At 45.7% G+C, this 26,149-nt stretch carries 23 protein-coding genes and 1 other annotated feature; of the genes, 3 read left to right on the forward strand and 20 right to left on the reverse strand.

What is annotated here, in order from left to right:
* Positions 1-4: 4 nt before the first annotated feature.
* The 13 genes from MHH49_RS01690 to MHH49_RS01750 all read right to left on the reverse strand — a co-directional run bounded on the left by MHH49_RS01690 (position 5) and on the right by MHH49_RS01750 (position 11,499).
* A complete protein-coding gene (locus MHH49_RS01690; protein WP_341137838.1) occupies positions 5-832 on the reverse strand; it encodes a hypothetical protein in 828 nt (275 codons plus the stop codon).
* Positions 811-1,692 (reverse strand): hypothetical protein, encoded by an 882-nt coding sequence (locus tag MHH49_RS01695; protein WP_036684504.1) that lies wholly within the window; start codon positions 1,690-1,692, stop codon positions 811-813. The genes MHH49_RS01690 and MHH49_RS01695 overlap by 22 nt, the downstream gene beginning before the upstream one ends.
* Entirely contained in the window at positions 1,692-3,056 is a 1,365-nt protein-coding gene (locus MHH49_RS01700; RefSeq protein ID WP_341137839.1) for an AAA family ATPase, read from the reverse strand. Before MHH49_RS01700 ends, MHH49_RS01695 begins: the two co-directional genes overlap by 1 nt.
* A 222-nt stretch (positions 3,057-3,278) precedes the next feature.
* A complete protein-coding gene (locus MHH49_RS01705) occupies positions 3,279-4,190 on the reverse strand; it encodes a 5'-3' exonuclease (protein ID WP_076146972.1) in 912 nt (303 codons plus the stop codon).
* 48 nt (positions 4,191-4,238) lie between these two features.
* A complete protein-coding gene (locus tag MHH49_RS01710; protein ID WP_076146949.1) occupies positions 4,239-4,604 on the reverse strand; it encodes an arsenate reductase family protein in 366 nt (121 codons plus the stop codon).
* 193 nt (positions 4,605-4,797) lie between these two features.
* Positions 4,798-5,784, reverse strand: a complete 987-nt coding sequence (locus MHH49_RS01715; RefSeq protein WP_036684512.1) for an RluA family pseudouridine synthase — start codon at positions 5,782-5,784, stop codon at positions 4,798-4,800.
* A gap of 1 nt (position 5,785) precedes the next feature.
* Positions 5,786-6,352 carry a cob(I)yrinic acid a,c-diamide adenosyltransferase gene (locus tag MHH49_RS01720; protein WP_036684514.1) on the reverse strand — a complete coding sequence of 189 codons (567 nt, stop codon included), beginning with the start codon at positions 6,350-6,352 and terminating at the stop codon, positions 5,786-5,788.
* A 196-nt stretch (positions 6,353-6,548) separates the two neighbouring features.
* On the reverse strand, positions 6,549-7,811 hold the full coding sequence (gene ltrA / locus MHH49_RS01725; RefSeq protein WP_036681916.1) for a group II intron reverse transcriptase/maturase: 1,263 nt from the start codon (positions 7,809-7,811) through the stop codon (positions 6,549-6,551).
* Between the two features lie 607 nt (positions 7,812-8,418).
* Positions 8,419-8,607 (reverse strand): aspartyl-phosphate phosphatase Spo0E family protein, encoded by a 189-nt coding sequence (locus MHH49_RS01730; RefSeq protein ID WP_232061510.1) that lies wholly within the window; start codon positions 8,605-8,607, stop codon positions 8,419-8,421.
* Positions 8,608-8,857: 250 nt separating this feature from the next.
* Positions 8,858-10,078 (reverse strand): aminotransferase class I/II-fold pyridoxal phosphate-dependent enzyme, encoded by a 1,221-nt coding sequence (locus MHH49_RS01735; RefSeq protein WP_341137840.1) that lies wholly within the window; start codon positions 10,076-10,078, stop codon positions 8,858-8,860.
* A gap of 13 nt (positions 10,079-10,091) precedes the next feature.
* A complete protein-coding gene (locus MHH49_RS01740; protein WP_036683529.1) occupies positions 10,092-10,592 on the reverse strand; it encodes an Lrp/AsnC family transcriptional regulator in 501 nt (166 codons plus the stop codon).
* Between the two features lie 259 nt (positions 10,593-10,851).
* Positions 10,852-11,235 (reverse strand): spore coat protein, encoded by a 384-nt coding sequence (locus tag MHH49_RS01745; protein WP_036683532.1) that lies wholly within the window; start codon positions 11,233-11,235, stop codon positions 10,852-10,854.
* Positions 11,236-11,265: 30 nt separating this feature from the next.
* Positions 11,266-11,499: a spore coat protein gene (locus MHH49_RS01750; RefSeq protein WP_036683535.1), complete on the reverse strand. Its 234-nt coding sequence runs from the start codon at positions 11,497-11,499 to the stop codon at positions 11,266-11,268.
* A 175-nt stretch (positions 11,500-11,674) separates the two neighbouring features.
* Between MHH49_RS01750 and MHH49_RS01755 the strand changes: the two genes are divergently transcribed.
* On the forward strand, positions 11,675-12,925 hold the full coding sequence (locus tag MHH49_RS01755) for an NAD(P)/FAD-dependent oxidoreductase (RefSeq protein ID WP_076101563.1): 1,251 nt from the start codon (positions 11,675-11,677) through the stop codon (positions 12,923-12,925).
* 429 nt (positions 12,926-13,354) lie between these two features.
* On the opposite strand, the gene MHH49_RS01760 is transcribed toward MHH49_RS01755, so the two are convergent.
* From MHH49_RS01760 to MHH49_RS01770, 3 genes are all read right to left on the reverse strand, one after another.
* Complete coding sequence (locus MHH49_RS01760; protein WP_051491295.1) at positions 13,355-13,900, reverse strand: hypothetical protein; 546 nt, start codon at positions 13,898-13,900, stop codon at positions 13,355-13,357.
* A gap of 211 nt (positions 13,901-14,111) precedes the next feature.
* Positions 14,112-14,531 carry a DUF350 domain-containing protein gene (locus tag MHH49_RS01765; protein ID WP_036683543.1) on the reverse strand — a complete coding sequence of 140 codons (420 nt, stop codon included), beginning with the start codon at positions 14,529-14,531 and terminating at the stop codon, positions 14,112-14,114.
* 31 nt (positions 14,532-14,562) lie between these two features.
* Entirely contained in the window at positions 14,563-16,929 is a 2,367-nt protein-coding gene (locus MHH49_RS01770) for an endonuclease MutS2 (RefSeq protein WP_036683546.1), read from the reverse strand.
* A 152-nt stretch (positions 16,930-17,081) separates the two neighbouring features.
* Here MHH49_RS01770 and MHH49_RS01775 point away from each other — a divergent pair, with 152 nt between their 5' ends.
* On the forward strand, positions 17,082-17,429 hold the full coding sequence (locus MHH49_RS01775) for a phage holin family protein (RefSeq protein WP_036683548.1): 348 nt from the start codon (positions 17,082-17,084) through the stop codon (positions 17,427-17,429).
* 71 nt (positions 17,430-17,500) lie between these two features.
* On the opposite strand, the gene MHH49_RS01780 is transcribed toward MHH49_RS01775, so the two are convergent.
* Positions 17,501-18,568: a GGDEF domain-containing protein gene (locus MHH49_RS01780; RefSeq protein ID WP_038569534.1), complete on the reverse strand. Its 1,068-nt coding sequence runs from the start codon at positions 18,566-18,568 to the stop codon at positions 17,501-17,503.
* 315 nt (positions 18,569-18,883) lie between these two features.
* Here MHH49_RS01780 and MHH49_RS01785 point away from each other — a divergent pair, with 315 nt between their 5' ends.
* Positions 18,884-19,237 carry a cupredoxin domain-containing protein gene (locus MHH49_RS01785; RefSeq protein ID WP_235219496.1) on the forward strand — a complete coding sequence of 118 codons (354 nt, stop codon included), beginning with the start codon at positions 18,884-18,886 and terminating at the stop codon, positions 19,235-19,237.
* Between the two features lie 138 nt (positions 19,238-19,375).
* On the opposite strand, the gene MHH49_RS01790 is transcribed toward MHH49_RS01785, so the two are convergent.
* The 3 genes from MHH49_RS01790 to pheS form a co-directional block, all read right to left on the reverse strand.
* Positions 19,376-21,466: a hypothetical protein gene (locus MHH49_RS01790; RefSeq protein ID WP_076101561.1), complete on the reverse strand. Its 2,091-nt coding sequence runs from the start codon at positions 21,464-21,466 to the stop codon at positions 19,376-19,378.
* A gap of 199 nt (positions 21,467-21,665) precedes the next feature.
* A complete protein-coding gene (pheT, locus tag MHH49_RS01795; protein ID WP_341137841.1) occupies positions 21,666-24,110 on the reverse strand; it encodes a phenylalanine--tRNA ligase subunit beta in 2,445 nt (814 codons plus the stop codon).
* A gap of 182 nt (positions 24,111-24,292) precedes the next feature.
* Positions 24,293-25,327 (reverse strand): phenylalanine--tRNA ligase subunit alpha, encoded by a 1,035-nt coding sequence (gene pheS / locus MHH49_RS01800; RefSeq protein ID WP_038569531.1) that lies wholly within the window; start codon positions 25,325-25,327, stop codon positions 24,293-24,295.
* 60 nt (positions 25,328-25,387) lie between these two features.
* Positions 25,388-25,673, reverse strand: a binding site (T-box leader).
* Positions 25,674-26,149: the final 476 nt, after the last annotated feature.

The raw sequence follows: 26,149 nt of genomic DNA on the forward strand, positions 1-26,149 counted from the left end.
CCCTTTACTGATCCGCCAACCGATCGGCCAGCTTTTGGATCTCTTTTTTAAAATATTTATTAATTAGGGGGTTATCTTTTATGTACAGCCTGCCCTCATGTGCACGAACTACGGCATCCTTCACAAGTGGCAGTACAGAAACTATGTTAAAACCCATGTCCTTCATAACCTTATAATCAAATTCAATATGCTGAATATTCATCAACACCACACTGGTGAACTTAGCCGTACTTATCCCCACCGATTTAGCATAATCCAGCAGCTTCACCATATTTATGGTAGCTTCCATCCTCTCTGTTGCCGTAAAGAATCCTATGTGACAATACTTCATGGCACCCAGACAAAATTCCAATGGAGGGTTGTTGGGAATGTCGATCAGCACGATATCAAACATCTGCTTAAGTGTAGTAATTACACGCTCTAAATTTCCAAACTCAAAATCAAAATACTCCTCCATTAGATCCTGTGGACTAGCTGATAACAGGAACAGCTTCTCGTATTTGGTCCGCTGCAATTCATCTCGGAAATCTACCTTGTCGCTTTTTAACACCTTAATTAATCCTTGCCCCTTCTTATGTGCAGGGACATCTAGAAATTGATATAAGTTCGGATAAAACACCTTAAGGTCAACCACACAAGTATTTAGACCCTTTTGAGATAACAAATATCCTAAGTTGCTTATGAGCATGGCATTATCTACGCCATCACAAGCAGGTATAAAACCTACTACACTATAAATCATATTATTCTCTTGAAGTTCGGCACCGACGAGATCCTTAGATGATATTTTCTGAAAAATGCTGTCGATTCCTAATCCTCTTTTCCGATCCACGATTCCACCTCTTTCTCCAAAGTGGGCAGTTGGTCAATGATGACATCACTACTTTTTCTGCTCAGTATGGTAATCAGAAATGAATTTCCATTAAGTCCTTTGTATTTGGCATAATTGTTAATTTGTGCACTCGTCCCCTCGAGGAGTAATGCTTTAGGTTGAATGTTCTTTAAGAAATCCTTACTCTTCATAACATTTTGTTTCTTATCCTCATCCAGTTTCTGCACCTCTTTATATACTTCGTAGATGGAATGACTACTTGCGTTGAGCATATCCTTCACAACAATGCTTTCAAACAATACTTCAGTTTTTTTGATCGTATTCGTGGACTCGGAATAAATAGCGTTTGGATTGCCACCCGGGGCATCCTTCTCCTCTACCTCATAGGACACACGGATACGAACACGGTCTCCTGGCATTAGAATATCTCCACCAACCTCCAGAAAATTATAAGGAAGCGTCAAGACCTCATTTTCCTCATTCACTTGATACAGCCATTCATTTTTTTGCGGTTTTTCATCCAGCAACTGATCTTTGTAGAGCACGCTGTTTTCTCGAAGATAATATGCGGACAGTTTATCCTTCACCGAATCTATATCTTCAGACAACACCATGTCCTCCGTGTATTCTTTTTTGATAATATTGTATTTCTCAATCATAGGCTCCGTAATGACTACGTAAGCCGGAATACCATCACTCTGCTTGACCCGCAACACCTCTACCACATCGCTGGCATCTTTGCTGGCTTTCGTAATGAACATATAAGAAACCACGATGATCAATAGACTAAAAAGCAATGCTGCAACCCGCTTGAACATTTGCTTATTGGGTGTCGCGTTTTTAAGCCCACTTAAATCCATTAACTACTCCCCTCCAGTAATCTAAGAAGTATATTTCCATATGCCCGCTCATGGTCTTTGTTTGAATATACAAGCGGCACATCGGTTTCAATCTGAGTATCAAAGTCCGTGTCATAAGAGATATGACCTGCCACTTTCATTCCGTATGTAAAGCTATCTAAAAGACCGGATGTAGCAACTGCACTTACCTTGTCTGGTACGAAAATTTCACCTTGAAATCTGGAACGGTCATTATATTTGGTGACAATTACTTTTGATTTAGCATTCAAATAGGCCGTATTTTCCTTATTCAGTGTCTCTTCCACATTCCTCAGAGTGCTTAAAACAGCATATAGATTATTGGGAATACAGAGGCCAAAGCTGTCGATATGGATTAATGCTTCTCGAAATCTGTCTAATAAGTTCAGTGGTAGATCCAATAAGATCAAATTAAATTTGTTTCGGAGTAAGGACAACAGACCGACAAGTTTAGAGCTGGTGTAAAATTGCTGGATTAACTTGGGATCGGAAAAGCTGTAACCCAGTCCAGCCAGCCATAGGTTTTCTTTCAAATGAAAAGCCGTAGTCAAATAATCCTGAGGTCTTGCTAACGTTCGGATGAGAGATGCATTTATATCTTCATCCCGCTTGGTTCGTTCATGAAAGCTGCTAAAATACATATTCGTACTTCGATATTCGATATCCATATCCACGATTAATACATTCAGCCCCCGTTTACTCGCTTCACTTGCAACATTGATAGTTGTGCTGGTAATTCCGCATCCACTATGCCCGGTTATCGCTACAATACGACTAATCCCTCGGCTAATCTTATCAAGCTCCCTAGTAAGGGTATCCGTAGCCTGTAATTCAGTTGGGGCTTTCGGTTTCGGTTTAAAGCGATCCAGAAACGACCCTTTTCTGTCTGTACTCTTTTGGTGATTACTCTTATCGTCGTGAGGTCTGGAATGTTGTTTCAATTGAGGTTTGGTATCGGATAAATGCTCAAGAGCTTCCTGAAATAGTACTGGTGTAATGCGTATGTATTCGTAATTCTTAATTTGGAGATTCGGATATCTATAGCTGAGATTCTCCCATTCTGTATCTTTCCTTATGTACCTGGTGAGGATTAAAATCTTTACATTTGACTTTTGATTAGCTACGAGCCAATTGATTAGGTTATTTAAATCACTCCTGTTCTGTTCCATCCTCAGAGATAATGCATCATCTGTTATTAATATGCTATCTATAGAAGGATTGATGTTTTGCAAAAACTCCAAAACACCTCCAAGGACTAATTCAGACTCGTTCACTACGTCCATGGTCCGCCTGCAATAATTACCTACTATCTTCTGAAACTTGTGCGTGACCAAAAGCATCTTCATCTCATCATCACCTACTATGGAAAATAATCCCTATGTATTTCCTTTGAAATTTCATTAAACCAATATCCATGATTAGAAACCTTAATTTGTAATTCAGTCAAAAAAAGACATATATTGATAAATTTCCACATGAATTCGACAACAAAAAAAGCAGGTCAAGGATAGTAACCTTGACCTGCCATTATGTTTATTCACATTTTCATCAGAAGAGAACCTCTCTCCTTAACCCAGATCACCTAACTCAATCTGTACAATTCCCCGTTCGTCCTGCACCTCAGCGATCAAATGCATCAGGCTGCCGAATTCCAGTTCTTGAAATTTACGCGCGGCTGTTTCACGCTGTAATTGCCATAAAGCTTCTGCCAGCTCACAGACCACAGGCACATCACAACGGATTTCAGCCAGCTCCCTTGATAGATGCAGCATATCTAGGTCGGCTTCAATTTTGGACCGTACACCTTTAGGGAGCAAGTGAAGATTCTCAATTACACCTTCAACTGTACCGTACTCTGTTAACAGCTTCAGCGCGGTTTTCTCACCAATCCCTTTTACACCAGGGTAATTATCACTTGTATCGCCCATAAAGCCCTTCAGGTCAATAACCTGTCTAGGGGTTAGACCTTTATCCTCAAGCAATTCTGCAAGGTCATAAACTTTATAGTTGGAGCGTCCTTTTTTCATAATGACGACTTTAACATTCTCATCAATAAGCTGCAGCATATCATGGTCACCCGTCAGAATGTAAACCTCAGAATTATCGCTGTAACAGGATGCCAGCGTACCTATGCAATCATCTGCTTCATAGCCGGCAAGACCAATGTTTGGCACACCCAGCTCAGCCACCACTTCTTTTACTAGTTCAAACTGCGGAATTAATTCCAGCGGAGCTTCGATCCGGTTGGATTTGTATCCATCATATTTCTCGGTGCGGAACGTTCCTTTGCCCATATCCCAGCAGCATACGACGTGAGAAGGCTCAAACGTACTTACTGCATCAAAAAAATACTGCAAAAATCCATATACCGCATTCGTTGGCAATCCATCTTTTGTCTTGCGAATATATCCTCCATAAGAGGTCGCATAAAAGGCCCGGAACAGCAGAGCCATTCCATCTACAAGCATTACCCGGCCCATTGTTTCTGTTCTCACTTATAAACCTCTCCCTTGATCGTTGTATTGATATTAAACATTAGTCCAAGTATCGGCATATTGGTCTTCTTTGAATCCCACCGTAACTTTAACTCCATCGGTGACAATCGGACGTTTGATCAGCATCCCGTGGCTTGAGAGCAGCGCTAACTTCTCCTGTTCCGTAAGCTGGGGCAGCTTGTCCTTCAGACCTAATGATTTGTATACTTCACCGCTTGTATTAAAAAACTTCTTCAGCTCAAGGCCGCTGTTCGCGAGCAGCTCACGCAGCTCGTCCACCGTAGGTGGCTGCTCTGCGATGTGCTGAAGCTCCAGCTCATGACCTTGTCCCTGCAACCATTTCACTGCGCTGCGGCAGGTGCTGCATTTGGGATATTGATATACTTTTAATTTGCTCATGCTGTGCTCCTTTAATAATCGGCTAATAATACCGTAACTACAAGGAATGTTTGGACTTCCGGCCGCTGTTGTCTACAGATTTCATCAATTTTACCGTTAAACACGGTTGAAATCCGCAGACAAAGGCGGTCGCTATCGCTCCTACAGTTCCAAACTTCCCCTTCGCCACTCTATCGCCTGAATCATAATTTTATCACAAATTCGCTGTCAGACCTTGCTCCAATATTTTCTCCAAGACTGCCATGTCAGGTGGCAACGGGGCTTCGAATATCATTTCTTGCAGAAGCACCGGGTGCTTGAACGTCAGACGCACTGCGTGCAGTGCCTGACGCGGTATGGAAGCATCGAGTGCTGCAACGGACTCCAACTGCTCGCTTTGCGTTGAAGTAAATTCTGGTAGATTGTACAGCTCATGACGATACATGCTGTCTCCAATCAGTGGACAGCCGATAGAGGTCATATGGACCCGAATCTGATGCGTACGTCCACTCTCCAGCTTTAGTTCAACTCTGGAGCCGGCCGAATACACCTGCTTAACCTCATAGCGGGTTAGGGAAGGATATCCATCCGGTGTCACGATACGCCGATGTGGCTCCTCAGGATCACGGTCGATAGGGCCGTCGATATCACCGGATAGCTCCGCAGGAACCCCATGAACAAATGCAGCGTAACGCTTATCCACAGTACCGGCGATCATCTGCTCGGAAATATGCTGATGGCTGTATGGATTTTTGGCGATCACTAACACACCGGAGGTTTCCTGATCCAGGCGGTGAACAGGCCGGAAACGGAAGCGTTCATTCTTCTGCGCCCAATAATAAACCACGCCATTGGCAAGCGTGTCGGTGTAATGTCCATGTGTTGGATGAACTATAATTCCCGCTGCCTTGTTAACCACTAGCAGATGTTCATCTTCAAATAGAATCTCGAATGGAATCGGCTGCGGTAAAATATCATCCGAAGTCTCCGTTTCCATGCGGATCTGCACGGTATCTCCTGCCTTAACATGCACACTAATGTATACACGTTCACCGTTTAATGTAATGCCTTGTTCCGTCTGCTTCAGCCGGGAGAGTAGCTTGCGTGAGACATCCATCCGTTTGTGCAGGATTGTCTTCAGCAGGAAGTCATCCTCTTCTGGCGGTATGATATAAGTAATGGGTGAATAATAGCTTGTCATATTAGTCTCGAAACACCTTTTTACTACGGATGTATTCTACATCAGTAATCCCTGACCGTGTATTAGCCGTTCTAGCCAACGCGAAAAAATAATCCGACAATCGATTGAGATAAATCACCGCTTCTGGGTTTATGTCCGCATTTCGCCCTAAGGTAACTGCCCGGCGTTCCGCACGACGGCAAACCGTGCGGCATACATGTAGAACCGAAGCCAGCTGACTACCTCCTGGCAGGATAAATTTCTCTAGTGGTGGATTCTCCTCTTGTAGAGAATCTATCCAGCCTTCCAGCCGCTGAGCCATCTCACTTGTCACCATATATTGACCACCGTCAGCAAGTTTAACAAATGCTAAATCCGTGCCGCAATCAAACAGCTCATGCTGTATTTCGAGCAATTGCTCGCGGACATCGTCGAAATTATCACTTTCCATCAGGCTTCGTGCTTGCCCTACAAAACAATTCAGCTCATCGATCGTTCCGTAGGCCTCGACGCGGACATCATCCTTGCCGACCCGGCCGCCAATCACTGAAGTCTGACCTGCATCACCCGTACGTGTATAAATCGCCATGGTTTAAGCCTCCTATCCATTCTTGAAATCACATACTGATAGTTTAAGCTTTCTGCTATAAGGAAGGCAATAAAGATAGCAAATTAAGAGTATACACAATAACACCGTCATTAGTAAGAGTGAACAATCGAGTAGGAGGGGGCGGCTAGCCCCCGACCTCTCACACCACCGTACGTACCGTTCGATATACGGCGGTTCATGAAATATTCCGTAAGGAGTTGTATCTGTCCAATACACTCTTTAATCCATTGGCTTCCCAATATTGGTTATTCAATGCATGTTGTAGAATTGGACTCCCTGCAATTCGCCAATACCCTTTTCGGGTATTTCCCCACTCATAGGCTTTATCCTTAGGTACCCCTAAGGATATAAGTCTTTTGACTTTGGTTCTAGGGGTCTTCCACTGCTTCCAGAGGCACATTCGTAGCCTTCTTCGTATCCATTTATCCATATCTCGAAAGGTACTTGGGGTATCCGCCAGCGAGAAATAACCGCACCATCCCATGAGGTAGTGGTTTAGTTCCTTGATTCGCTCTTCCATCTTCATCGATCTCTTTCGAGAGGATATCTCCTGTATTCGAACCTTGACTCTCTGTAAGGACTGCTTCGCAATTCTCACCTTTGGTTCTTTGTCCACACTAAAACTAAATCCTAGAAACTTTCGTTTCCAGGGACGGTCTACCGCGCTCTTTACTTGGTTCACCTTCAGCTTTAGCCTCGTCTCGATGAATCGGGTGACCGTTGTCTTGACTCTCTCTCCTGCTCTTAGCGTTTTCACGTAAATATTGCAATCATCCGCATAACGAACGAAGCGGTGCCCACGTTTCTCGAGTTCTTTGTCGAGCTCATCTAGGACAATGTTAGATAATAACGGACTCAGTGGACCGCCTTGCGGGGCACCTTCCGTTGTCGGGGTTACTAACCCGTTCTCCATCACACCTGACTGAAGATATTTGCGGATAAGCAGGAGAACTTTCTTGTCCTCCACTTTCTCCGAAATCTTCATCATCAGTCGGTCATGGTTGACGCGATCAAAGAATTTCTCCAAGTCTAGGTCGACTACGAATCGATATCCTTCTTTCATAAAGGTTCGAGCTTTCCTCACCGCATCATGCCCTCGTCTTTTCGGACGGAATCCATAGCTATGGTCGGAAAACTCTGGATCAAACAATGGAGTTAACACCTGCGCGATTGCTTGTTGAATCATTCGATCTGTCACGGTAGGTATTCCTAGTAACCTAACACCTCCGCCACCGGGTTTCGGGATTTCGACTCGGCGCACGGGGCTCGGTTCATAGGTTCCTTCTTCTATGGCATGCCGCAAGGTCTGCCAGTTTTGTACGATGTGTTCTCGTAAGGATTTTACGGACATCCCATCTACGCCATGACTTCCTTTATTCGCTTCAACACGCTTTAAGGCTTGCAGAAGATTTTCCCGTGATAGCAGTTGCTCCAACATTTTTTTTTAACCTCTCTTTACGTGATTTATACCTTCCATTTGTGCCAAAGATGAACTCCGCCCTGCTGAAGACCCCCACGGGATTCACCGTTTCCTTCTTCAGTCAGGTCCTTTCGGATTTTTTTTTCTGCATTCATCGCTCATCTTGAACGCCTGGATGTATAAATCCTATTCCATGTTCAGCCCTTCCGCAGCTGTTGCAACAGCTTGCGTACTATGGCGTCTGCTGACTTCTGTGCACTCAGCCTACTCTCACAAGTAGGGTTACGAAGTATACTCGCCTATCACACAGATCTCCCCAGGTAAGAACGCTATCTTCCTCTCCATCTATCTGCTTCATTTACTCTCGTACGCCTTTGGCAGTATGGACTTTGGTTTGTTGTGCAACCTCATCCAGCCTACGTTAGCCTTGTATGAAGTTCGTATTCCTCAGACCGGAGATTTGCCGCTGGCTTCCTTCAGATTCCACCTCGCGGTGGACACCCTTGCCTTAAGCTAATGGCTACTACTGCCTTCGCCATTCGGGACTTCAACCCTATAGATAGCGCCCATGCTGGGCGCACACAAAAAGAGGACCCTAGGGTCCTCTCAAGAGCATTCAGCAGCACTATTTTCCAGCCGGACGCCCCTTCATGTACTCATTTATTTTGAGGTCCAATAAACTGCTAATTTCAATCACATTATCCGAAGTGAATGATTTTTCCTGCAGGAAAAGCTGCTCCATCTTGCTGCGGAGTATTCTAATTTCATCTTCCAGAGAGAGTATGCGAGCAGAAGCATCACCCTTGGGGGGTATTTTCCCATTTCCAGAGAAACATTTCCCACCATAGGAAGGTAAGTAATAATCGGCGCTAAGCACAATCATCCCTCCCAAAAGTATTATTGAGCGCGTGCTGCAAAATAGCATAAAAGTTAAATAAAGCAACTTCAAAGCAACGCTTAGTTCCAGAGTAAATGGATCCTTGTAAGTTCTATTATAGGGGCTAATTACTCTCAAAGTAAAATAATACCATAGGATTGTATGATCGGCTATAGTTCAATTTTCACTAATCCGTTCTCTCACGTGTAAGCTTTGTGACAAAAGCACCAATTCGTTCTACTGCTTCGTTCAGTTGAGATACTGATGTGGCGTAGGAACAGCGCAAGTAACCTTCTCCACCTAATCCAAAGACACTTCCAGGCACAGCCGCAACCTTGTATTCAAGCAAAAGCCGCTGAGCAAATTGATCAGAAGTCAGCCCTGTCTTGCGCACGCTTGGGAAAGCGTAGAAGGCGCCCTGCGGCTCATGGCACTCCAGCCCCGCATCGCGTAGGCCTTTGACGATCAACCTCCGCCGTTGATTATAGGAATCTACCATCCGGTCCTTCTCTTCCATACCATTGGTCAGCGCTTCAAGTGCAGCCACCTGTCCCATAGAAGGAGCACACATGACAGTGTACTGGTGAATCTTAAGCATTGCAGCGATAAGATCCGGGTGACCACAAGCATAACCCATCCGCCATCCGGTCATTGCAAAAGCTTTGGAGAAGCCGCTAACCAGAATCGTACGGTCTATCATGCCTGGTAAAGAGGCAAAGCTGACGTGATTAATGCCATAAGACAACTCTGCATAAATCTCATCTGAAATCACTATAAGATCATGTTTCTCTACTACCTTAGCAATCGGCTCCCAATCTTCTCGGGTCATTACACTTCCCGTAGGGTTACTTGGGTAACACAAAATCAGAACCTTGGAGCGCGGAGTGATTTTGGCTTCCAGGCTTTCCGCAGTAAGTTTAAAGTTATTCTCACCAACCGTTTCAATACCTACAGGTATCCCTCCACCAATCGCGGTAATCGGCGAGTAAGAGATATAACAAGGCTCCGGAATCAGAATTTCATCCCCCGGTGAAATCAGCGCACGTAGCGCCAAGTCGATGGCCTCACTTCCGCCAACGGTTGCAATAATTTGATTGGCAGGATCATATTCCACAGCAAAACGGCTGTATAAGTAATTTGCGATCCCTTCCCGCAGTTCAGGCATCCCTGCATTGGATGTATACCCTGTAAACCCTCTTTCCAGCGAATAGACACAAGCCTCTCTGACATGCCAGGGGGTCTTAAAGTCAGGCTCTCCGACTCCCAGAGAGATGATATCCTTGCTACCTGCAGCCAGATCAAAAAACTTGCGGATACCCGAAGGTTGAATTTGCTGTACCAACGGGGCCAAATAAGAATCCATTGATTTGCTGTCTTCTCCAGTTAGCTGCGATTTATTCGTGATCATATGATTACTTCCTTTATGGAGAGATCATCAGACGGTTGTCTTCTTCATGCTCTTCGAAGATGATCCCGTCCTGTTTGTATTTTTTAAGGGTAAAATTCGTTTTGGTTGAAAGTACTGAATCGATTGGAGACAGCTTCTCAGATACGAAATTGGCCACTTCACGTAAATTCCGGCCTTCCACTTCCACCAGAAGATCATAAGCACCAGACATCAGATAAACTGATTTGACCTGTGGATACAGGTAGATTCGCTCGGCAATTCCTTCAAAACCACGCCCTCGTTCAGGCGTAATCTGCACCTCAATCAGTGCGGTTACCTTCTCATCGTCCACTTTATCCCAGTTTACAACGGCAGCATATTTTACAATGACATGATCTTTCTCCAACTGCTCAATCGCAGTCTTCACATCTTCTTCCTCCGCGCCAAGCAGCGTTGCCAAGAGTGCAGTAGATCTTCTCGCGTCTTCCTTAAGCAGTTCCAGCACTTTCCTCTTAAGCTCGTTCATTTCCTTCATGCCTTCCCTCCGGATAGTTCGCCAATGACGGTACGCTATAAATGCGTCGCCCCGCGAAAAGAGTTTAATACTAATATGACATGAAATGTGCATCTCTGCAAACAAAATAACCCTATAGGAGCTCCCATGAAAGGCTGAGTTTATATAGAGCATACTCACAAATATAGAAAAAACGCCCGTTCTACCGGATTTAACCAGTAAAAACGGGCGTTAGCTCCACACACTTGAAGCGATTTGCTTCATTCGCCAACCATCATGGTTACATTAAATGAGAAGGCTGATGTTGTCCGTTAGCCGGAATATGAGCATTCTGAGCGGATGCGCCAAATTGCCCTGTTTTTTGTTGAACGAATTGCCCTGTTTGCTGTTGCATTTGCTGTGCGGTTTGAAGCTGCTTGTCCACATCTTGGCGCAATGCTTTTGCAGGTGCAGGATACATATTCAATTGAGACATATGCGTGTATAAATCACCTTGGAGTTGCAGTGTGTCCATGGTCATAGTATTAAAAACCCTACGAACCGCTGGACATGCTGATTCTGTAGCAGCTGTAGCATATTCGCGTACGGTCCGCTTCAAATCACACAAAATGGTGTTTAGTAAATCCTCATCCGGCATAAATGCTCCAGTATTTTGCGCGTTCATTAAATAACCTCCTTAGAATTAATATTGCAATTATTGTGGGCTTGTTGGCGCGTATTGTTGATGTTGTTGGATTAACTGAGTGAGCTCAGTCATGTGCTTGGTGTGATTTTGCATATGCTGCATACAAATTTGACGAACCTGTTGATTCTGTGTTGTCGCAGCCGTTGCTGCACATTGCTTAAGAAGCAAGTCCTCATTGGAGATGGAGTCAGCGATATATTCCAATTCTTTACCACTTAGCGCTTGCATTTGCGTTGATTGCATTTGTTGTAGTCCCTCCTTGTAGTTGATTCAAACAGGCATTAGTATGCCGCTTAAGCGCGCTATTTATTTGCCGAAAAGCACTAGAGAGTTATGACAGAAATAAGAACACGCTGCGAATGAGACGATAAATTGCCGCCAATACTAATCACGGCACGAATGAAGGAGCGAACAATTCATGAATTTAAATAGTGGAAGCACACCTTGGTCTAGCACTTTACAGAACCCTCCGACTTACCCCACTCTAGAAGGTACTATTCATTGTGATTGTCTGGTTGTAGGCGCGGGAATGGGTGGAGCAATGGCTTCCTATCGTTTGTCCTTAAGTGGAGCGGATACTGTTCTGATTGAAAAAAAACGGGTCGGTAGCGGCAGCTCGCATGCTAACACAGGGCTCCTGCAAATTTCCAACGATAAATCATTAACCTCATGTATGAACACTTTTGGGCAAAAGAACGGTTTGCTCTTTTATCAGTTATGCCAAGCTGGGGTTAGGAACATTCTGGACCTGCCGGACAAGCTCGATATCGATCCACAGATCATTCCACGCAGCAGTCTTTTATATGCCAGCACATCAGAGGATGTACCTGCATTGCGGGAAGAATATGAGAATCTCGCAGCTAATGGTTTCGATTCTGAATTCTGGGAAGAGGAAAAGATTGCAGCTCTATACTCTTTTTCAAAACCAGCAGGACTTTATTCACGTGGGGATGCCGAAGCGAATCCTTATCGAACGGTGCACAGCTTAATCGCCAAGGCAGCGTCGAATGGTGTACGCGTCTTTGAACAGAGCGAAGCGAAACATTATGAGTTTACTAAGGATGGCGTCATTTGCCACACAGAAAATGGCCGGATTATTGCCAAGGATGTTATTTTTGCAATGGGTTATGAAACACAAGAGTTCAAAAAAGACCGGGGCGCTGAGCTGATCAACACGTATGCAGTGATGACCAAACCTTTAAAGGATCTTCCAAAATGGCATGAGCGTAGCCTGCTATGGGAGACAGCCCGCCCTTATTTATATTTTCGGACAACTCCTGAAGGCAGGATTATTGCGGGAGGCAAGGATGAGCAGCTGACAGACCCTGAACGTCGTGAGGTCCGGGTAATCTCTCAAGGTCAAAAATTGCTTGAGGAGCTTGAGGCCTTATTTCCAGAAATCAAAGGCATTGAGCTGGAGTACTCCTGGGGTGCTGTGTTCGGTTCTACTCGTGATGGACTCCCATATATCGGCCCCCATCCAAAGTTCCCTCACTGTTATTTCATCGAGGGCTACGGAGGCAATGGGACTGTGTACAGTATGATCGCTGCGGAGTTGTTAACGGATACGATTGCCGGCAAACATCGGCCTGAGTTAGATTTATTCTCACTCACCCGGTCAGCCAAACCCTCTCCTTCTAAGAATTTGGACGTGATGAAACAAAGCTGATTAACATAGAAAATAAAAAAGGGACTCTCCCACGTAGCCTCTCACGGCTTTTGGGACAATCCTGCTTTTAATTTTGCCTGCTTTAATCGTAAATCCATCATTCCATGGAGCTTGCGGACTCAATTGACGTTATTTACATGTTTTTAGCCTTTAAAACAAGGTTTCGGACTCCAGTGATACTATCCTTGGAAAGAGGCCCATATTTAGGCGTTTTTCAGACCAATAGCTGCACTGGAGTCCGATAGCATTCCAAATATCGAATAATGTGGCGCTTAAGGTCGGCTGTGTCCGTTTGCGGGTTACTATGCGCATTCGTCAGTGATTACATATACGCACGCTTTCGACAACGGTCAAGTAAGGTCCAAAAAAAGGAGCACGCCCCAGCAGCTATAAGCTTATGGGACAGCCCCTTTTTTTATATGCTTAACCTTACGCCTGAGCGTTGCTCAAATTGCGTACGAGCTGAATACGATCTTCCTGTGCCAGACTGTGCTGAACATGGAAGCATGAAGGACACACGTAAACATTGAGTGAGAATGGAGCGGTTAATACCGATTTACCTAATGTTGCTGGAGCAGACGGCTCAAAGCTGCTCACAGGCTGCTTACCCGCAAGGATCGTAAGCTCATGGCATTGAGTACATTCCGGAGCCTCCTCCTGAATGGCTAGAATAGCTGAAACACTCTCTTCGTACTTGTTCAAATCATAATCATCGCCGAATTGATTAAGCGTATTATAAATTGGAACTACGCTGTCTTTATCAGGCTCTCCCCAAAGATCATCGTCATTAACAACCTCTTGTTTGGGTTCTTCTACGACTTCCTCTACTTCTTCTTCTTCGATGCCGTCAATCCCAACAGTGACCGTGCGGTATCCGCTAAGCTCATTGTTACAGTGAGGACAATTCTCCTCAGGTCCAAATTCCTCATCCCATACAATTTCAGTATGACACCAAGGGCATACAGTTGTTTCCATCTTTTTAATCTCCTTCATACTTTCACTTTTAAATTTAATTCATCATTAAATAAATAATACCGGCTGCTATAAAAGCAATCGCTGACAGAAACAGAACTCGGGTGAGAATCTTCATGATTTCCTCCTAAGATACCCCACAAAGAGTGGGACTGCTCATTTCAAAGCTTGTCCAGATCATAATCCTTTGCAGGGTGTCCTGATAAGGACGGATTTAAAAAATAGCCGCACCAATTACATAAGACAACGATACCGAGATCAGCATGGCAATAAGTCCAACAGCACGGTTATCCGCAGCGATCTCCTCGTCAATAGAGAATACAGGGGTCAGAAATTCAAATAAAAAATAGGCAAGCAGCAGCAGCAAAAAACCGACGACGGACCACTTCATGGTCTCATAAATTGAAACACCAGCTTCAATGCTGAAACGCAGTACGTTGCAAATCCCGAAGATTTTACCGCCTGTGGCCATTGCCACTGCCAGGTTTCCCTTACGTATTTCTTCCCAGCAATTATATTTCGTTACCATTTCAAAAAAAGACAGAAATACAACTAGCCCAAGAATCGCCACTGCGAAGTAGCCAAGCAAGGCACCTAGCGGATGACCCAGCAAAAGATCAATATCTTCTTGCACGCTTTCCCCTTCTTTCTGCCGGGAAATCCCGCTATTGCAGCTCAGCCACAGTTACGCCCGCGCCGCCTTCGTTATAATTCCCGAGCCGATAACTCTTCACATGCTTGTGCTTACGCAAATATTCCTGAATTCCTGTGCGCAGCACACCCGTTCCTTTACCATGAATGATGGCGATTTGGCCCAGATTACCTAAAAAGGCTTCATCGATAAAACGATCTGTCTCCATGATAGCTTCCTCCAGGTTAGTGCCGCGCAAATCCAGTTCACTACGAATGTTCTCATCACGGGAACGTTTGACGGTTGTCGCATGGCGAAGGGCCGTTGGCGCAGCTGTTGCCTTCGAGGAGAGCAATTCCAAATCATCCAGCCTTACCTTCATCTTCATAATGCCAAACTGCACCAGCGCCTCTTTAGTACCGCTTAGCTCCACCACAAAGCCCTTTTGGTTCAAGCTGTCGACTTTCACTTCATCTCCAGGACCAATTGTCCGTGGGGCCTTGGCAGTCTTGCGGGTAGCAGCCTTCTTGCGCGGTGATGGCTCAGCTTCATCCAGACGTCGCCGCGCTTCAATCAGCTTATGCTCTTTAACTGAAGCTCCTTCTTCCATAGCCAAGCGGCGCAAATCACTGATAATTTCCTCAGCTTCCTTACGCGCTTTGTCCAGGATCGCGCTGGCGTCCTTCTCTGCCTTCTCGAGGCGTTTCTCGCGCTGGCTTTCCAGCTTCTCAAGCTCTTGCTGTTGTCTGCTGCGCAGCTCCTCCACTTCACGGCGGATGCCCTCGGCACGTTCATGCTCCTGTTCTGCTCCCAGCCGATTCTCTTCGAGAGAAGCAATCATATGCTCCACGCGCAGATCTTCTTCCTTCACTTCGCCGCGGGCATGCTCCAGAATCGCATGAGGCAGGCCTAGACGCTCAGCAATCGCAAAGGCGTTGCTTCGTCCCGGTACGCCGATCAACAAGCGATAGGTTGGGCTAAGGGTCTGGACATCAAATTCCATACTGGCATTGATGACTCCCTTACGCTCATAAGCGTAAGCTTTCAATTCGCTATAATGTGTTGTTGCGACCATCCGGCATTCGATCCGGTGAATATGCTCCAGAATGGCAATTGCCAGCGCAGAGCCTTCTGCCGGGTCGGTTCCAGCACCCACTTCATCAAGCAGAATGAGGCTCTTAGGAGTCATTCTACGCAGAATGGAGATAATATTAGTCATATGACTAGAGAAGGTGCTCAGACTTTGCTCAATGCTCTGTTCATCGCCAATATCAGCATAAATGGCATCAAATACACACATCTGGCTGCCTTCCTCTGCTGGAATAAACAAGCCGGACATCGACATTAAGCTTAACAAGCCGATGGTTTTGAGGGTAACGGTCTTACCACCGGTATTCGGTCCGGTTACGATAATTGAGCTGTATTGATTGCCCAGCTCCACGTCCAAAGGAACCACATGCTCCGCTGGAATAAGCGGATGCCGCCCTTTGCGCAGCTTAAGATAACCGCGGTCATTCATGCGCGGCTGAGTAGCCTTCATATCACGAGCAAGACGCGCCTTGGAGAAGATGAAGTCCAGTTCTCCCAGAATATCAATATCGTAGGTCATTTCTTCCGCAATGTCGGCTACAAGTGCCGTCAGCCTGTGTAAAATGATCTCGATTTCCCGTTCCTCACGCAGCCGTGTTTCACGAAGTTTATTATTCATCGCCACAATAGACTCTGGCTCGATAAATAAAGTCGCTCCTGATCCAGACTGATCATGTACGATACCGCCGAAATGGGCACGGTACTCCGCTTTTACAGGAATAACAAACCGATCACCACGAATGGTTACCAGCTGATCCTGCAGCATTTTTGCTACAGAAGACGAACGAATCATCGAATCCAGCTTCTCACGAATTCTGGTCTCTCCTCCGCGCAATTCACGGCGAATGTTAGCCAGCTCAGAACTAGCTGTATCAAGTACATCAGCATTCTCGTCTATACATAAGCGGATGGCATCTTCCACATGTTTTTGCTCCGATAAAACGTCGCTCAGTGAGAACAGGAGCTCAATCTTTTCTTCCTCATGCATAGCTGCCAGGAAACGTTTGACTCTGCGTGCGCCGCCAATGGTATTTCCAACGGCCAGCAGCTCAGTTGTTCCCAGCATTCCGCCTATAGACGCACGTTTTAGTGCAGCTCGAATATCGCTTACCCCGCCGAACGAAGGAATACCCTTCAGGCGGTCCACATTAGCCGCTTCATCCGTGGCTTGAAGCAGCTTCTTCACGCCTTCGAAATCGCCGGAGGGTCTTAGCTGCTCAGCAGCCAATCTCCCCATGGGGGTTTGCGTATATTGCATTAATTTATTTAAAATCTTGCGATATTCAAGCGTATGCAAAATTTTGTCGTCCAATTACAGTCACAGCTCCCTTCATAGATGTTTCCATTATACAGAATTCAGGTCAATTTCGCTATTTGGGTCTTATTTTTAAGCATAGAATCACGTAATAAGGTCACAATAAGAACTGCACATATCCTTAGCATGGGCCAAAGGAGGTTAGTACAGTGAATTTCTTAAGTCATGTTGGTCGTTTTGTGGTCGCAGCGCTTGTTCTGATGGTTGTTGGCTGGATTGTTCCACAGTTCACGGTTGGTGGGTTCTGGAGCGCTCTAATCCTTGCACTGGTGATTGCGCTACTCGGCTGGGTAGTCGAAGGAATCTTCGGCAAAAAAGCAACGCCTTTCGGTCGCGGTATCGTCGGCTTTATTGTCAGTGCGGTAGTTATCTGGGTCGCTCAATTCGTAGTCAGCGGAGTCAGCGTATCCATTCTGGGTGCCATTTTAGCAGCTCTGGTCATTGGGATTATCGACTTGTTCCTGCCGGTATCCACTCCATTTGAGGCCGCTAAGTAACAAAAGTTCTTCACAACACAGAACCCCTTATTCCCGGTTCTTCTCCGGCAATAAGGGGTTCTGTGTTATTTTTATGCAAAAGACACAATCTCCTCTTTATGACTTTCAGCACAGTTGACCACTCTGTTCTTGCCTTGCTTTTTAGCGGTATAAAGCGCCTTGTCTGTTTTACGGAAGAGAAGCTCTTTCCCATCCCCAAGCTGATAATCACAAATTCCAATGCTAACGGTGATCGGCTTGTTCCCAGCCTGCAAATGTTCAATTTGAGCAATATTTTTCCGTAATTTTTCTACTGCTTCATAGGACTCCGAGAAACTTTTATCTGTAAAAATCACAGCGAACTCTTCCCCGCCATACCTAGCCGCAAAATCATTTAATTCAATCATACCGCCTACCTTGTCCGCTATCACCTTAAGCACAAGGTCTCCAACCCTGTGTCCGTAGGTATCATTCACTTGCTTGAAGTTATCAATATCGAAAAGAGCCAGCTGCAGTTGAAGGTTGTTGCTTTCACATTGCTCCAATAATGAATCCAAATATTCATGAAAGGTTTTATGATTATAGAGTCCAGTAAGTGCGTCAATCTTCAGCAGCTTATCCGAAATAGCCCTCTCCACCATTAGATCTTGGCCCGCCTTCGTTAATCTCTCTAAATTTATACGCGCTTCACGAGCACGAATAATTACTGCAATAGCCATCAGCACAAATACCAAAAATACACACTCAACCATCAAGAATTCAAGCAGCGGTTTATGTAGGAATGGCCGTTCCAACCCAAAATATACCCCAGCATAAAACACAATACTAAATAACCCCATTATGTACAGGAGCTTACGATCAAAATAAATAAGAGCAACCATAATCGGCATCATAAGTGTCATCTGAGCACCGTCAACAAAAGGCTCTAATACAAAATACATAAGGTAGGACACTAAAAAACCACAGCTAACCACCCCATATTTAGGGGACTGTTTACTATAACGCAGCCACAGCTCCGCAGTAATCATAAGGACCACAATTAGTAAATTACAGGCTATAAATAAATGCCACAGGTTCGTGTCCATTGTTGTTTTTATTTGGAGTCGGTCAATATTCGACAAAAACAGCAACTGTGAGATTAATAAAAGAATGACTACCATCCAATAGCCTTTTAAGATTCTACGGTGCCAAACCTCCGTACTTAGCGCATCGTTAATACTTGTAATATGTATCCCCTACTTTTAGACGTTAATGTAATAGCTTTCATTATAATAAATTTTAGTTATATTTTCATCATTTTTTTGCAATTTACGACAAAGTTTGAACAGTCTGCCTGTTCACAGATTTTTCACATTTAATCAAAGCGCTTTCTTAAATTTTAAGTTATGATGTCTACATAATTGTCACATTTTCACTATGCTTGGACTTCTTGGGAGGGGATTTAGATCATTAAAAAATTTGCAATTCTACTTTCAATGGTGTTCGTTATAGCACTTACAGCCTGTGGGAACAGCAATGATAGTGCTGCTGGCAATGCTAACACATCGGAGCCGGAGATCGAGGCAGAAACAGAACTCATAATTACAGCTACGAATTACAGCTTTGATCAGGAAGAATATCATCTAAAAAAGGGTGTACCCGTCAAAATCATTTTTAAAAATGATGACGGCAATCACGGTATCCTTATTCCTGAGTTCGAGCTGCAGCTTAATGAAAAAAAATCCTCAAAGGTGATCGTACCAGAGGAAGCTGGAACTTTCGAAATGACCTGTTCCATTATGTGTGGCTCCGGACATAGCGGAATGAGAGCTACTATCATCGTGGAATAGATTACACATAAACAGCCGATTATTAGGGATTCTCCCTGATATCGGCTGTTTTTTTAATCTGAGCTCATTAATAAAGAGTGCTGACCCGAGATAGATCTCTCTACTCATCAGGTCAGCCCTCTTACTTGCATCCGGCATTCAACTGTCCTGCTCGATCAGTTGAATCCATTCATTATATTCATTTTGCAGCTTGGCATATTCCTCTTTAAGGTTACGATGCTCGTCCGTAAGCTTGTCAAGCTCTTCCTGACGCATTTCAAACTGGACCTGCAACAAACGAAGCTGTCCTTGAACCATTTCATAGCTTTCACCAACTTCACCTAACTGCTGAAGCACCTCGCTACGTTCACGATCAATAGCTTCCTGCTTCATCTCAGCCTCGCCGGCTTCCTGCTGCCAAATGTCGATCTCCTCGCGCAGCTTCGCTTCGAGATCCGTCCACTGCAGCTGCCGATCGGATAGCTCCTCGTACTTGTGCTTCCAAGAAGCTCCGTACGCCTCTGCTTCCTTCAGCACTTCCTGTTGCTCAGCAACAGTAGCAGCGGCTTCACGACTAGCTTCAGACAGCTCTTCTAAGCGTCGTGTTGCCTCTTCGCCTTCTTCCTGCAGCAGTTGATATCTTTCCTGCAGGCGTTCTCCTTCTTGCAGTACATCATCGTATTGAGCAATCAATTCCTCATAACGCACACGAAGCGCAGACAGCTCCTTCTGAACCTGCACACCTTGCTCCCGAAGTGCCGCTGTTTCGCGTTCTGCATCTGTACGAAGCTGAACCTCCTGATCCAGCTGCTGTACTAATCCATCGGCTTGCCCACGTAGCGTGTCGATCTCTTTCTGAAGCAACACGGATTTCTCCTCAGACTCCAGCAGATTCATTTCCAGTTCACCAATATCTTCCATACGTTTATCCGAAAGCTCCTGCCAGTTAGCCGCCTCTGCTGCTGATCCCGCAAGTTCTTCCTGAACACGGTGCAGATTCTCACTCGTCTCCTGTAGAGACGCTCTTAGCTCTGTCGCTTCATTCTGTGACTGTTGATAACGCTGGCGTAACTCTTCCAGCTCCTCATTCAACAGTGTGCCCAGCTCAGTAGCTGTGCGCAGCTCTTCACTGAGCTGTTCTTCACGTTTAACAATCGCTTCATATTGTCCAAGCAGCGTCTGTCTTGCATCTCGCTCACTCTTAAGACTGGCTTCAGCCGCCCGTAATCTGGACTGAAGTTGCCCGGTCCCACCACGAAGCTCCGCCAGCTGTTTCTCCAGCTCTTGAATGCTTTGCTTATGTCTATGCTCTTGAGTGCCTTGTGACTGCCGCAGTTCCTTATTCTTGGTTTGCTCCCGCTGCAGTGCTTCACGTTCTTCCGCCAGCTCTTTGCCCAACTTCGCTTTGGTACTCTCAAGCTCTTTACCTAAGGTCAACTTGGTATCCTCAAGCTCCTTACCCAGCGTCAATCTGGTATCTTCGAGTTCTTTACCTAATGTAGACTTGGTAACCTCAAGCTCTTCCTCCAGTGTTGACTTGGTCTCGGTCAGCTCAAGCTGCAGAGCAGACAGCGTGTCTGTCTTCTCCTTGGTCAGCGTCTCTCGGATGTTCTCCAGCTCTTGCAGATGAGCAGCCTTCTGCTCCTCCAGCTGCTGCAAGCGGATGGCTTCCGCCTTCGCCAGTTCCTGCCGCTGTTGTTCACGACTAGCTGCCCGCTCTTCTTCGTAGCTTGTCCGCAGTTCTTGCAGCTCTATCTCGCGCTCAAGCAATTCTTCTTCCAGCTTCTTGCGTGCAACTTCCACAGCTTGTACTGCCTCCTGAAGCTGCTCCGCATGTACCTTGCGTTCATTCTCCTGAATCTCCAAATGCCGCTTACGTTCTTCCTCAGCAGCAGCAATCAGTCGCCCAGCCTCTTCTTTGGCCGCAGCTTCAAGTCGCTCAATTTCTTCTTGCCGCTCCCGCTGTACCTCCAGCAGGCGAGATACTTCCAATCGCAGTTCACTGCGTTCACCTGTCATCATGTTTAGTTCATTTTTGAAGTCCTGAACCTGAATAGCCTGCTCCGCCATATGTACAGCTGCAAGCACCGCTATACGCGGTGTGTCCAGTCTGGTGTGTGATTTAGAAATCGTGCGCATATGTTCATCAACATAACGGGCCACTTGTTTCATATATTCAGTACTGCTTCCGACGAGTTTATAGGAAGTTCCGTATATCTCCACGGCGACACGTGTCCGGTCCATAGCCACAGTTGTGCCCTCCTTTGTATGTGTGCGGATTCTAAGCTAGTTTCACTTCTTCTATTGTAGCTTTTTTGGTAAGCATTTGGCAAAATCCCTAATATTCAATAGATTATGGCTGATATTCTCCGCTTTGCACTCTACCTAGAAAAAACCGCAGCGAATCTCAGTTTCTAAATGGATTCGCTGCGGCTTTACACAATTCCTGCTACTTTCTTAATTCTGCACCAAAAGTTTGTTGAAGAGATGCTAATACCTTCTCATGCACCTCTCCTACTTCTTCATCAGTCAATGTATGTTCACTATGACGATACAGCAGTGAGATCGCGATGCTCTTCTTTCCACTCTCCAGCTTACCGCCAGTGTACACGTCAAATACCTGTACGGACTGGAGCAAAGTACCTCCGTTATCACGGATGGAAGCCAGCAGATCGCCCGCTGGTACAGCGGAATCCACGACCACAGCAATATCCCGTTCCATTCCCGGGAAACGCGGAAGCTCATTATATTGCAAACGGCTTTGCGCACTTTCATATAACGGCTGCAATAAAATTTCTGCCGCATAAGTATCCACCAGATCCAGCTGTCTTTGCAGATCCGGATGAATCTGCCCCATCGTTCCGATCTTCACACGGCCCTCGTTCCCGAGTAAATATACCGATGCGGAACGCCCAGGATGAAATCCTTCTGGACTGTCTCCCACATAGACGATTTTATCAGTCAGCCCTAAATGAGCAAATACCGTTTCCAGCGCACCCTTCAAATCAAAGAAGTCCACAGGCTGTGCCGAAACATTCCATTGCTTCACTGTTAAGCTTCCGCTAAGCAACAGCCCCAGCACTGGCAGTTCGCGTGGTTGGCGAGTCAGCTGTTCTTCATCCGTGAAGAAGACGTTGCCGATTTCAAACAATGCCAAGTCGCTTTGACGACGATTGGTATTGTAGCTGGCAATATCCAATAGTTGCGGAAGAAGGCTGGTACGCAGTACGCTGCGTTCTTCACTCATCGGCATAGCCAGCTTCACCGCTACTGCTCCTTCTGATAACGCAGGGAACATTGTGCTTTGTTGCGGCTGGATGAAGGAGTAACCCATCACCTCTTGGTAACCGCCATGTGACAATAAGCGGCGCAGTTCACGACGGAGCGCTTGCTTGTGAGTTAGTGCTCCTGGCGTTGTAATTCCTTCAATTAGAGTCGTTGGAATATTGTCATATCCGTACAGGCGGGCAATTTCTTCAATAAGATCAACATCATAGCTGATATCGCCACGTCTGGTTGGGACTTGAACTTCAATCAGCCCTTGTGCGGTATCTCCGCATTTGAAGTGTAGACGGCCAAACAATGTCTTCACTTCCAGCAAGGACAAATCCGTTCCCAGATAACGATTCAGTTTCTCTAAGGACAAGGTGAGAACCTTCTCTTGAACAGCGTCAGTTCCTGCTTGCACGATGCCTTCATGGACCGATCCGCCAGCATAACGTGCAATCAGCACTGCTGCACGGTTCAATGCAGGAATAACTGCACTTGGATCCACTTCCTTCTCGAAACGAAGGGAGGCTTCAGAGCGAAGTCCCAATTGACGCGAGGTTTTACGAATCGTACCACCATCAAACTTAGCAGATTCCAGAACAAGGTTTACCGTCTCAGCAGTAACCTCTGTATCCCGTCCACCCATTACTCCGGCCAGACCTACAGCTTTAACTCCATCAGCGATAACGAGCATTTGCGGCTCTAGCTTACGCTCTTGACCGTCAAGTGTAACCAAAACTTCACCTTCATGGGCAAGACGAACGCCGAGTTCTCCACCTTGCACTTTATCTGCATCAAAAGCATGCAGCGGCTGTCCATATTCCAGCATCACGTAATTGGTAATGTCCACGATATTATTAATTGGACGAACCCCAGCAGCCATCAGACGATTCTGAATCCACAGCGGTGATGGTGCAGGTTTAACACCTGCAATATAACGAACTGCATAATGGCTGCAGTATTCTTCATCTTCAATCTTGACGGAAATGGAATCCGCAGCAGGACCACTGATCTCAATAATTTCGCTTTTTGGATCAGGCAATTTAACTTCACGCCCAAGAATCGCACTTACTTCATAAGCAGCACCAATCATACTGAGGCAATCCGAACGGTTCGGAGTCAGATCGAATTCCAGAATCTCGTCATCTAAGCCGAGGACCTTGGAAATATCCTGACCAATCTCTGTCCCTTCAGGCAGCACAAGAATACCTTCTTGTTGCTCTTTTGGAAGCAATTTATCATTCAGTCCCAATTCTTTGGCCGAGCAGATCATCCCTTGCGATAGGACGCCGCGCAGCTTGGCTTTTTTGATATCCAGTCCTGGCAGCTTAGCACCGACCAGTGCTACAGGTACAGTTTGACCTGCAGCTACATTTTTTGCGCCGCAGACGATTTGTAGATCCTCATCTTGGCCCGCATCCACGATACATACGTTCAGCTTGTCGGCATCAGGATGTTTTTCCTTTGATTTCACATAGCCGGTTACGATGCCGGAAATGCCTTTATTGCGGCGCTCTACGCCGTCAATCTCAATGCCGGCAGCGGTAATCTTCTCCGCTAGCTGTTTGGCGGTTACTCCTTCAATCGATGTATAATCAGCCAACCATCCGGTTGATACTTTCATATCCGCTCACTTCCTTTATGTTTCAGATGTATTTATTTCACTGTCGTTCGTGCTGCTTCCTGTGGGAGAACGGATGAAGTGCACTCAATTTCAGCTACACACTATTAAAGACGGTCCCTACAAGGAAATCAGATGCTCCAAAACCCATTCTCCAGCCACTATCAGCCAGCGCACCACAATAACTAAACGCCCTTGAACTGCTTCACAAAACTCATATCATTACTATAGAAATGACGGATGTCATCGATGCCGTATTTAAGCATTGCAATCCGCTCTACACCCATTCCGAAGGCGAAGCCGCTGTATTCAGCAGGATCATAGCCACCCATTTTCAGTACATTTGGATGCACCATACCGGCGCCAAGGATTTCTAACCATCCGCTTTGCTTGCAAAGTCTGCAGCCATCGCCGCCACATTTGAAGCAGCTTACATCTACTTCAACACTTGGCTCAGTGAATGGGAAAAAGCTCGGACGAAGACGAATGCCTGTATTCGGTCCAAACATCTCCTGCACAAATTGTTGCAGGGTGCCCTTCAGATCACTCATTCGAATGTTACTTCCAATGACCAAACCTTCGATTTGGTGGAACTGGAAGGAATGCGTTGCATCATCATCATCACGGCGGAATACTTTACCCGGACAGATGATTTTAACAGGAGCTTCACCGTTCATAGCCTGCATAGTACGAATCTGTACTGGCGAGGTTTGAGTGCGCATTAGCAGGTCATCTGTTAAATAGAAAGAATCCTGCATATCACGTGCCGGGTGATTCTTAGGCAGATTTAGAGCTTCAAAGTTATAATAATCGGTCTCCACTTCCGGACCTTCAGCTACACGGTAGCCCATGCCGATAAAAATATCCTCAATCTCCTGTACGACTCTGCTAAGCGGGTGAATGCCCCCTTGCTGTAAACGGCGACCCGGTAAGGTTACGTCTACTTTTTCAGCCTGCAAACGTTGCTGGGTTTCCTGCTCTTGAAAAGCCTCCTGCTTCGCGCCGATAATCTCCTCAATAGCACTGCGAACCTGATTCGCCACTTGCCCGATTACCGGACGCTCCTCAGCACTAAGTCCTCCCATACCGCGCAGAACCTCTGTAAGCTCACCTTTTTTACCGAGATACTTCACTCTTAAATCATTTAGTACCTGCGGATCCATAACCTCCTGCAGCTTAGCCAGCGCTTCAACCTTCAATGCTTCCAACTTCTCTTTCATGGCCGTGTACAGCCCCCTTCAATCATTGTCTAGTTCAACAAAAAAAGGCCTTTCCTCCCGGTAAGGGACGAAAAGACCGTGGTACCACCCTTGTTAGACAAGCTGATCTGTTCCCCTTAAGAGCTTCATTCCCTCTTTTGGCTGGACAGATACCTATCTCACTTTATACAGAAATAACGGTCTGTGACCGGTATCCCCTACCCTTCCCTATTAGACAGCTTAAGGAATTCAGGGAACTGCTCCGGAGTGAACTTCGACAGCTCTGCTTCTTAGAAACGCTCTCAATCCGCGGCGTCTCCTCCCTGTAAGTCAGGCACTGTGTACTCTTCTCCATCACTGCATTTCACAATTCATGCTAATTGTCAGGTATCTCTTTACTACAAGAGATATGTCTCTTTATTATATGCAAAATCTGTCGTTTTGACAAGCTGGATTGGCATCGGGGCGGGCAGGCGTGATTTTTGGAATGATGCCTGCGAACAAAGCCGCACGACTTCACCCCATTCACGCACTGCGTAACGAATAATGAATGATTAGCTTTCCTGTAGTCATTATGACTAAGGGCAGTTTTTTTCAGCAGCTGTAAGCCGTATCATTTATGATCGAGTGGGGTAATAGGATCCATCGGTTTGAATATAGATAATTCAATAGGCCCATACATTAAACTTTAAATTTTGTCTTTTGGATTATTATGAGTAAAGATTGCTCTATAAGCAGCACGTCCTATATACTTGATATACTAGAAACTACCATTTACTCACACGTACACTTTCCTATGTTTTCCCACTATGTATACAACACCTCTTTTATTCCAAAAGCACC

The sequence above is a fragment of the Paenibacillus sp. FSL F4-0122 genome (assembly GCF_038002845.1).
GTDB classification, from domain to species: domain Bacteria; phylum Bacillota; class Bacilli; order Paenibacillales; family Paenibacillaceae; genus Paenibacillus_AQ; species Paenibacillus_AQ odorifer.

What these genes read in the sequence shown, in the direction of transcription:
- MHH49_RS01695 (WP_036684504.1), bottom strand. Translation starts at nt 1,692, where the DNA reads ATGGATTTAAGTGGGCTTAAAAACGCGACACCCAATAAGCAAATGTTC.
- MHH49_RS01700 (WP_341137839.1), bottom strand. Translation starts at nt 3,056, where the DNA reads ATGAAGATGCTTTTGGTCACGCACAAGTTTCAGAAGATAGTAGGTAAT.
- MHH49_RS01705 (WP_076146972.1), bottom strand. Translation starts at nt 4,190, where the DNA reads ATGGGCCGGGTAATGCTTGTAGATGGAATGGCTCTGCTGTTCCGGGCC.
- MHH49_RS01710 (WP_076146949.1), bottom strand. Translation starts at nt 4,604, where the DNA reads ATGAGCAAATTAAAAGTATATCAATATCCCAAATGCAGCACCTGCCGC.
- MHH49_RS01715 (WP_036684512.1), bottom strand. Translation starts at nt 5,784, where the DNA reads ATGACAAGCTATTATTCACCCATTACTTATATCATACCGCCAGAAGAG.
- MHH49_RS01720 (WP_036684514.1), bottom strand. Translation starts at nt 6,352, where the DNA reads ATGGCGATTTATACACGTACGGGTGATGCAGGTCAGACTTCAGTGATT.
- ltrA (WP_036681916.1), bottom strand. Translation starts at nt 7,811, where the DNA reads ATGTTGGAGCAACTGCTATCACGGGAAAATCTTCTGCAAGCCTTAAAG.
- MHH49_RS01735 (WP_341137840.1), bottom strand. Translation starts at nt 10,078, where the DNA reads ATGATCACGAATAAATCGCAGCTAACTGGAGAAGACAGCAAATCAATG.
- MHH49_RS01740 (WP_036683529.1), bottom strand. Translation starts at nt 10,592, where the DNA reads ATGAAGGAAATGAACGAGCTTAAGAGGAAAGTGCTGGAACTGCTTAAG.
- MHH49_RS01745 (WP_036683532.1), bottom strand. Translation starts at nt 11,235, where the DNA reads ATGAACGCGCAAAATACTGGAGCATTTATGCCGGATGAGGATTTACTA.
- MHH49_RS01750 (WP_036683535.1), bottom strand. Translation starts at nt 11,499, where the DNA reads ATGCAATCAACGCAAATGCAAGCGCTAAGTGGTAAAGAATTGGAATAT.
- MHH49_RS01755 (WP_076101563.1), top strand. Translation starts at nt 11,675, where the DNA reads ATGAATTTAAATAGTGGAAGCACACCTTGGTCTAGCACTTTACAGAAC.
- MHH49_RS01760 (WP_051491295.1), bottom strand. Translation starts at nt 13,900, where the DNA reads ATGGAAACAACTGTATGCCCTTGGTGTCATACTGAAATTGTATGGGAT.
- MHH49_RS01780 (WP_038569534.1), bottom strand. Translation starts at nt 18,568, where the DNA reads ATGGTAGTCATTCTTTTATTAATCTCACAGTTGCTGTTTTTGTCGAAT.
- MHH49_RS01785 (WP_235219496.1), top strand. Translation starts at nt 18,884, where the DNA reads ATGGTGTTCGTTATAGCACTTACAGCCTGTGGGAACAGCAATGATAGT.
- pheT (WP_341137841.1), bottom strand. Translation starts at nt 24,110, where the DNA reads ATGAAAGTATCAACCGGATGGTTGGCTGATTATACATCGATTGAAGGA.
- pheS (WP_038569531.1), bottom strand. Translation starts at nt 25,327, where the DNA reads ATGAAAGAGAAGTTGGAAGCATTGAAGGTTGAAGCGCTGGCTAAGCTG.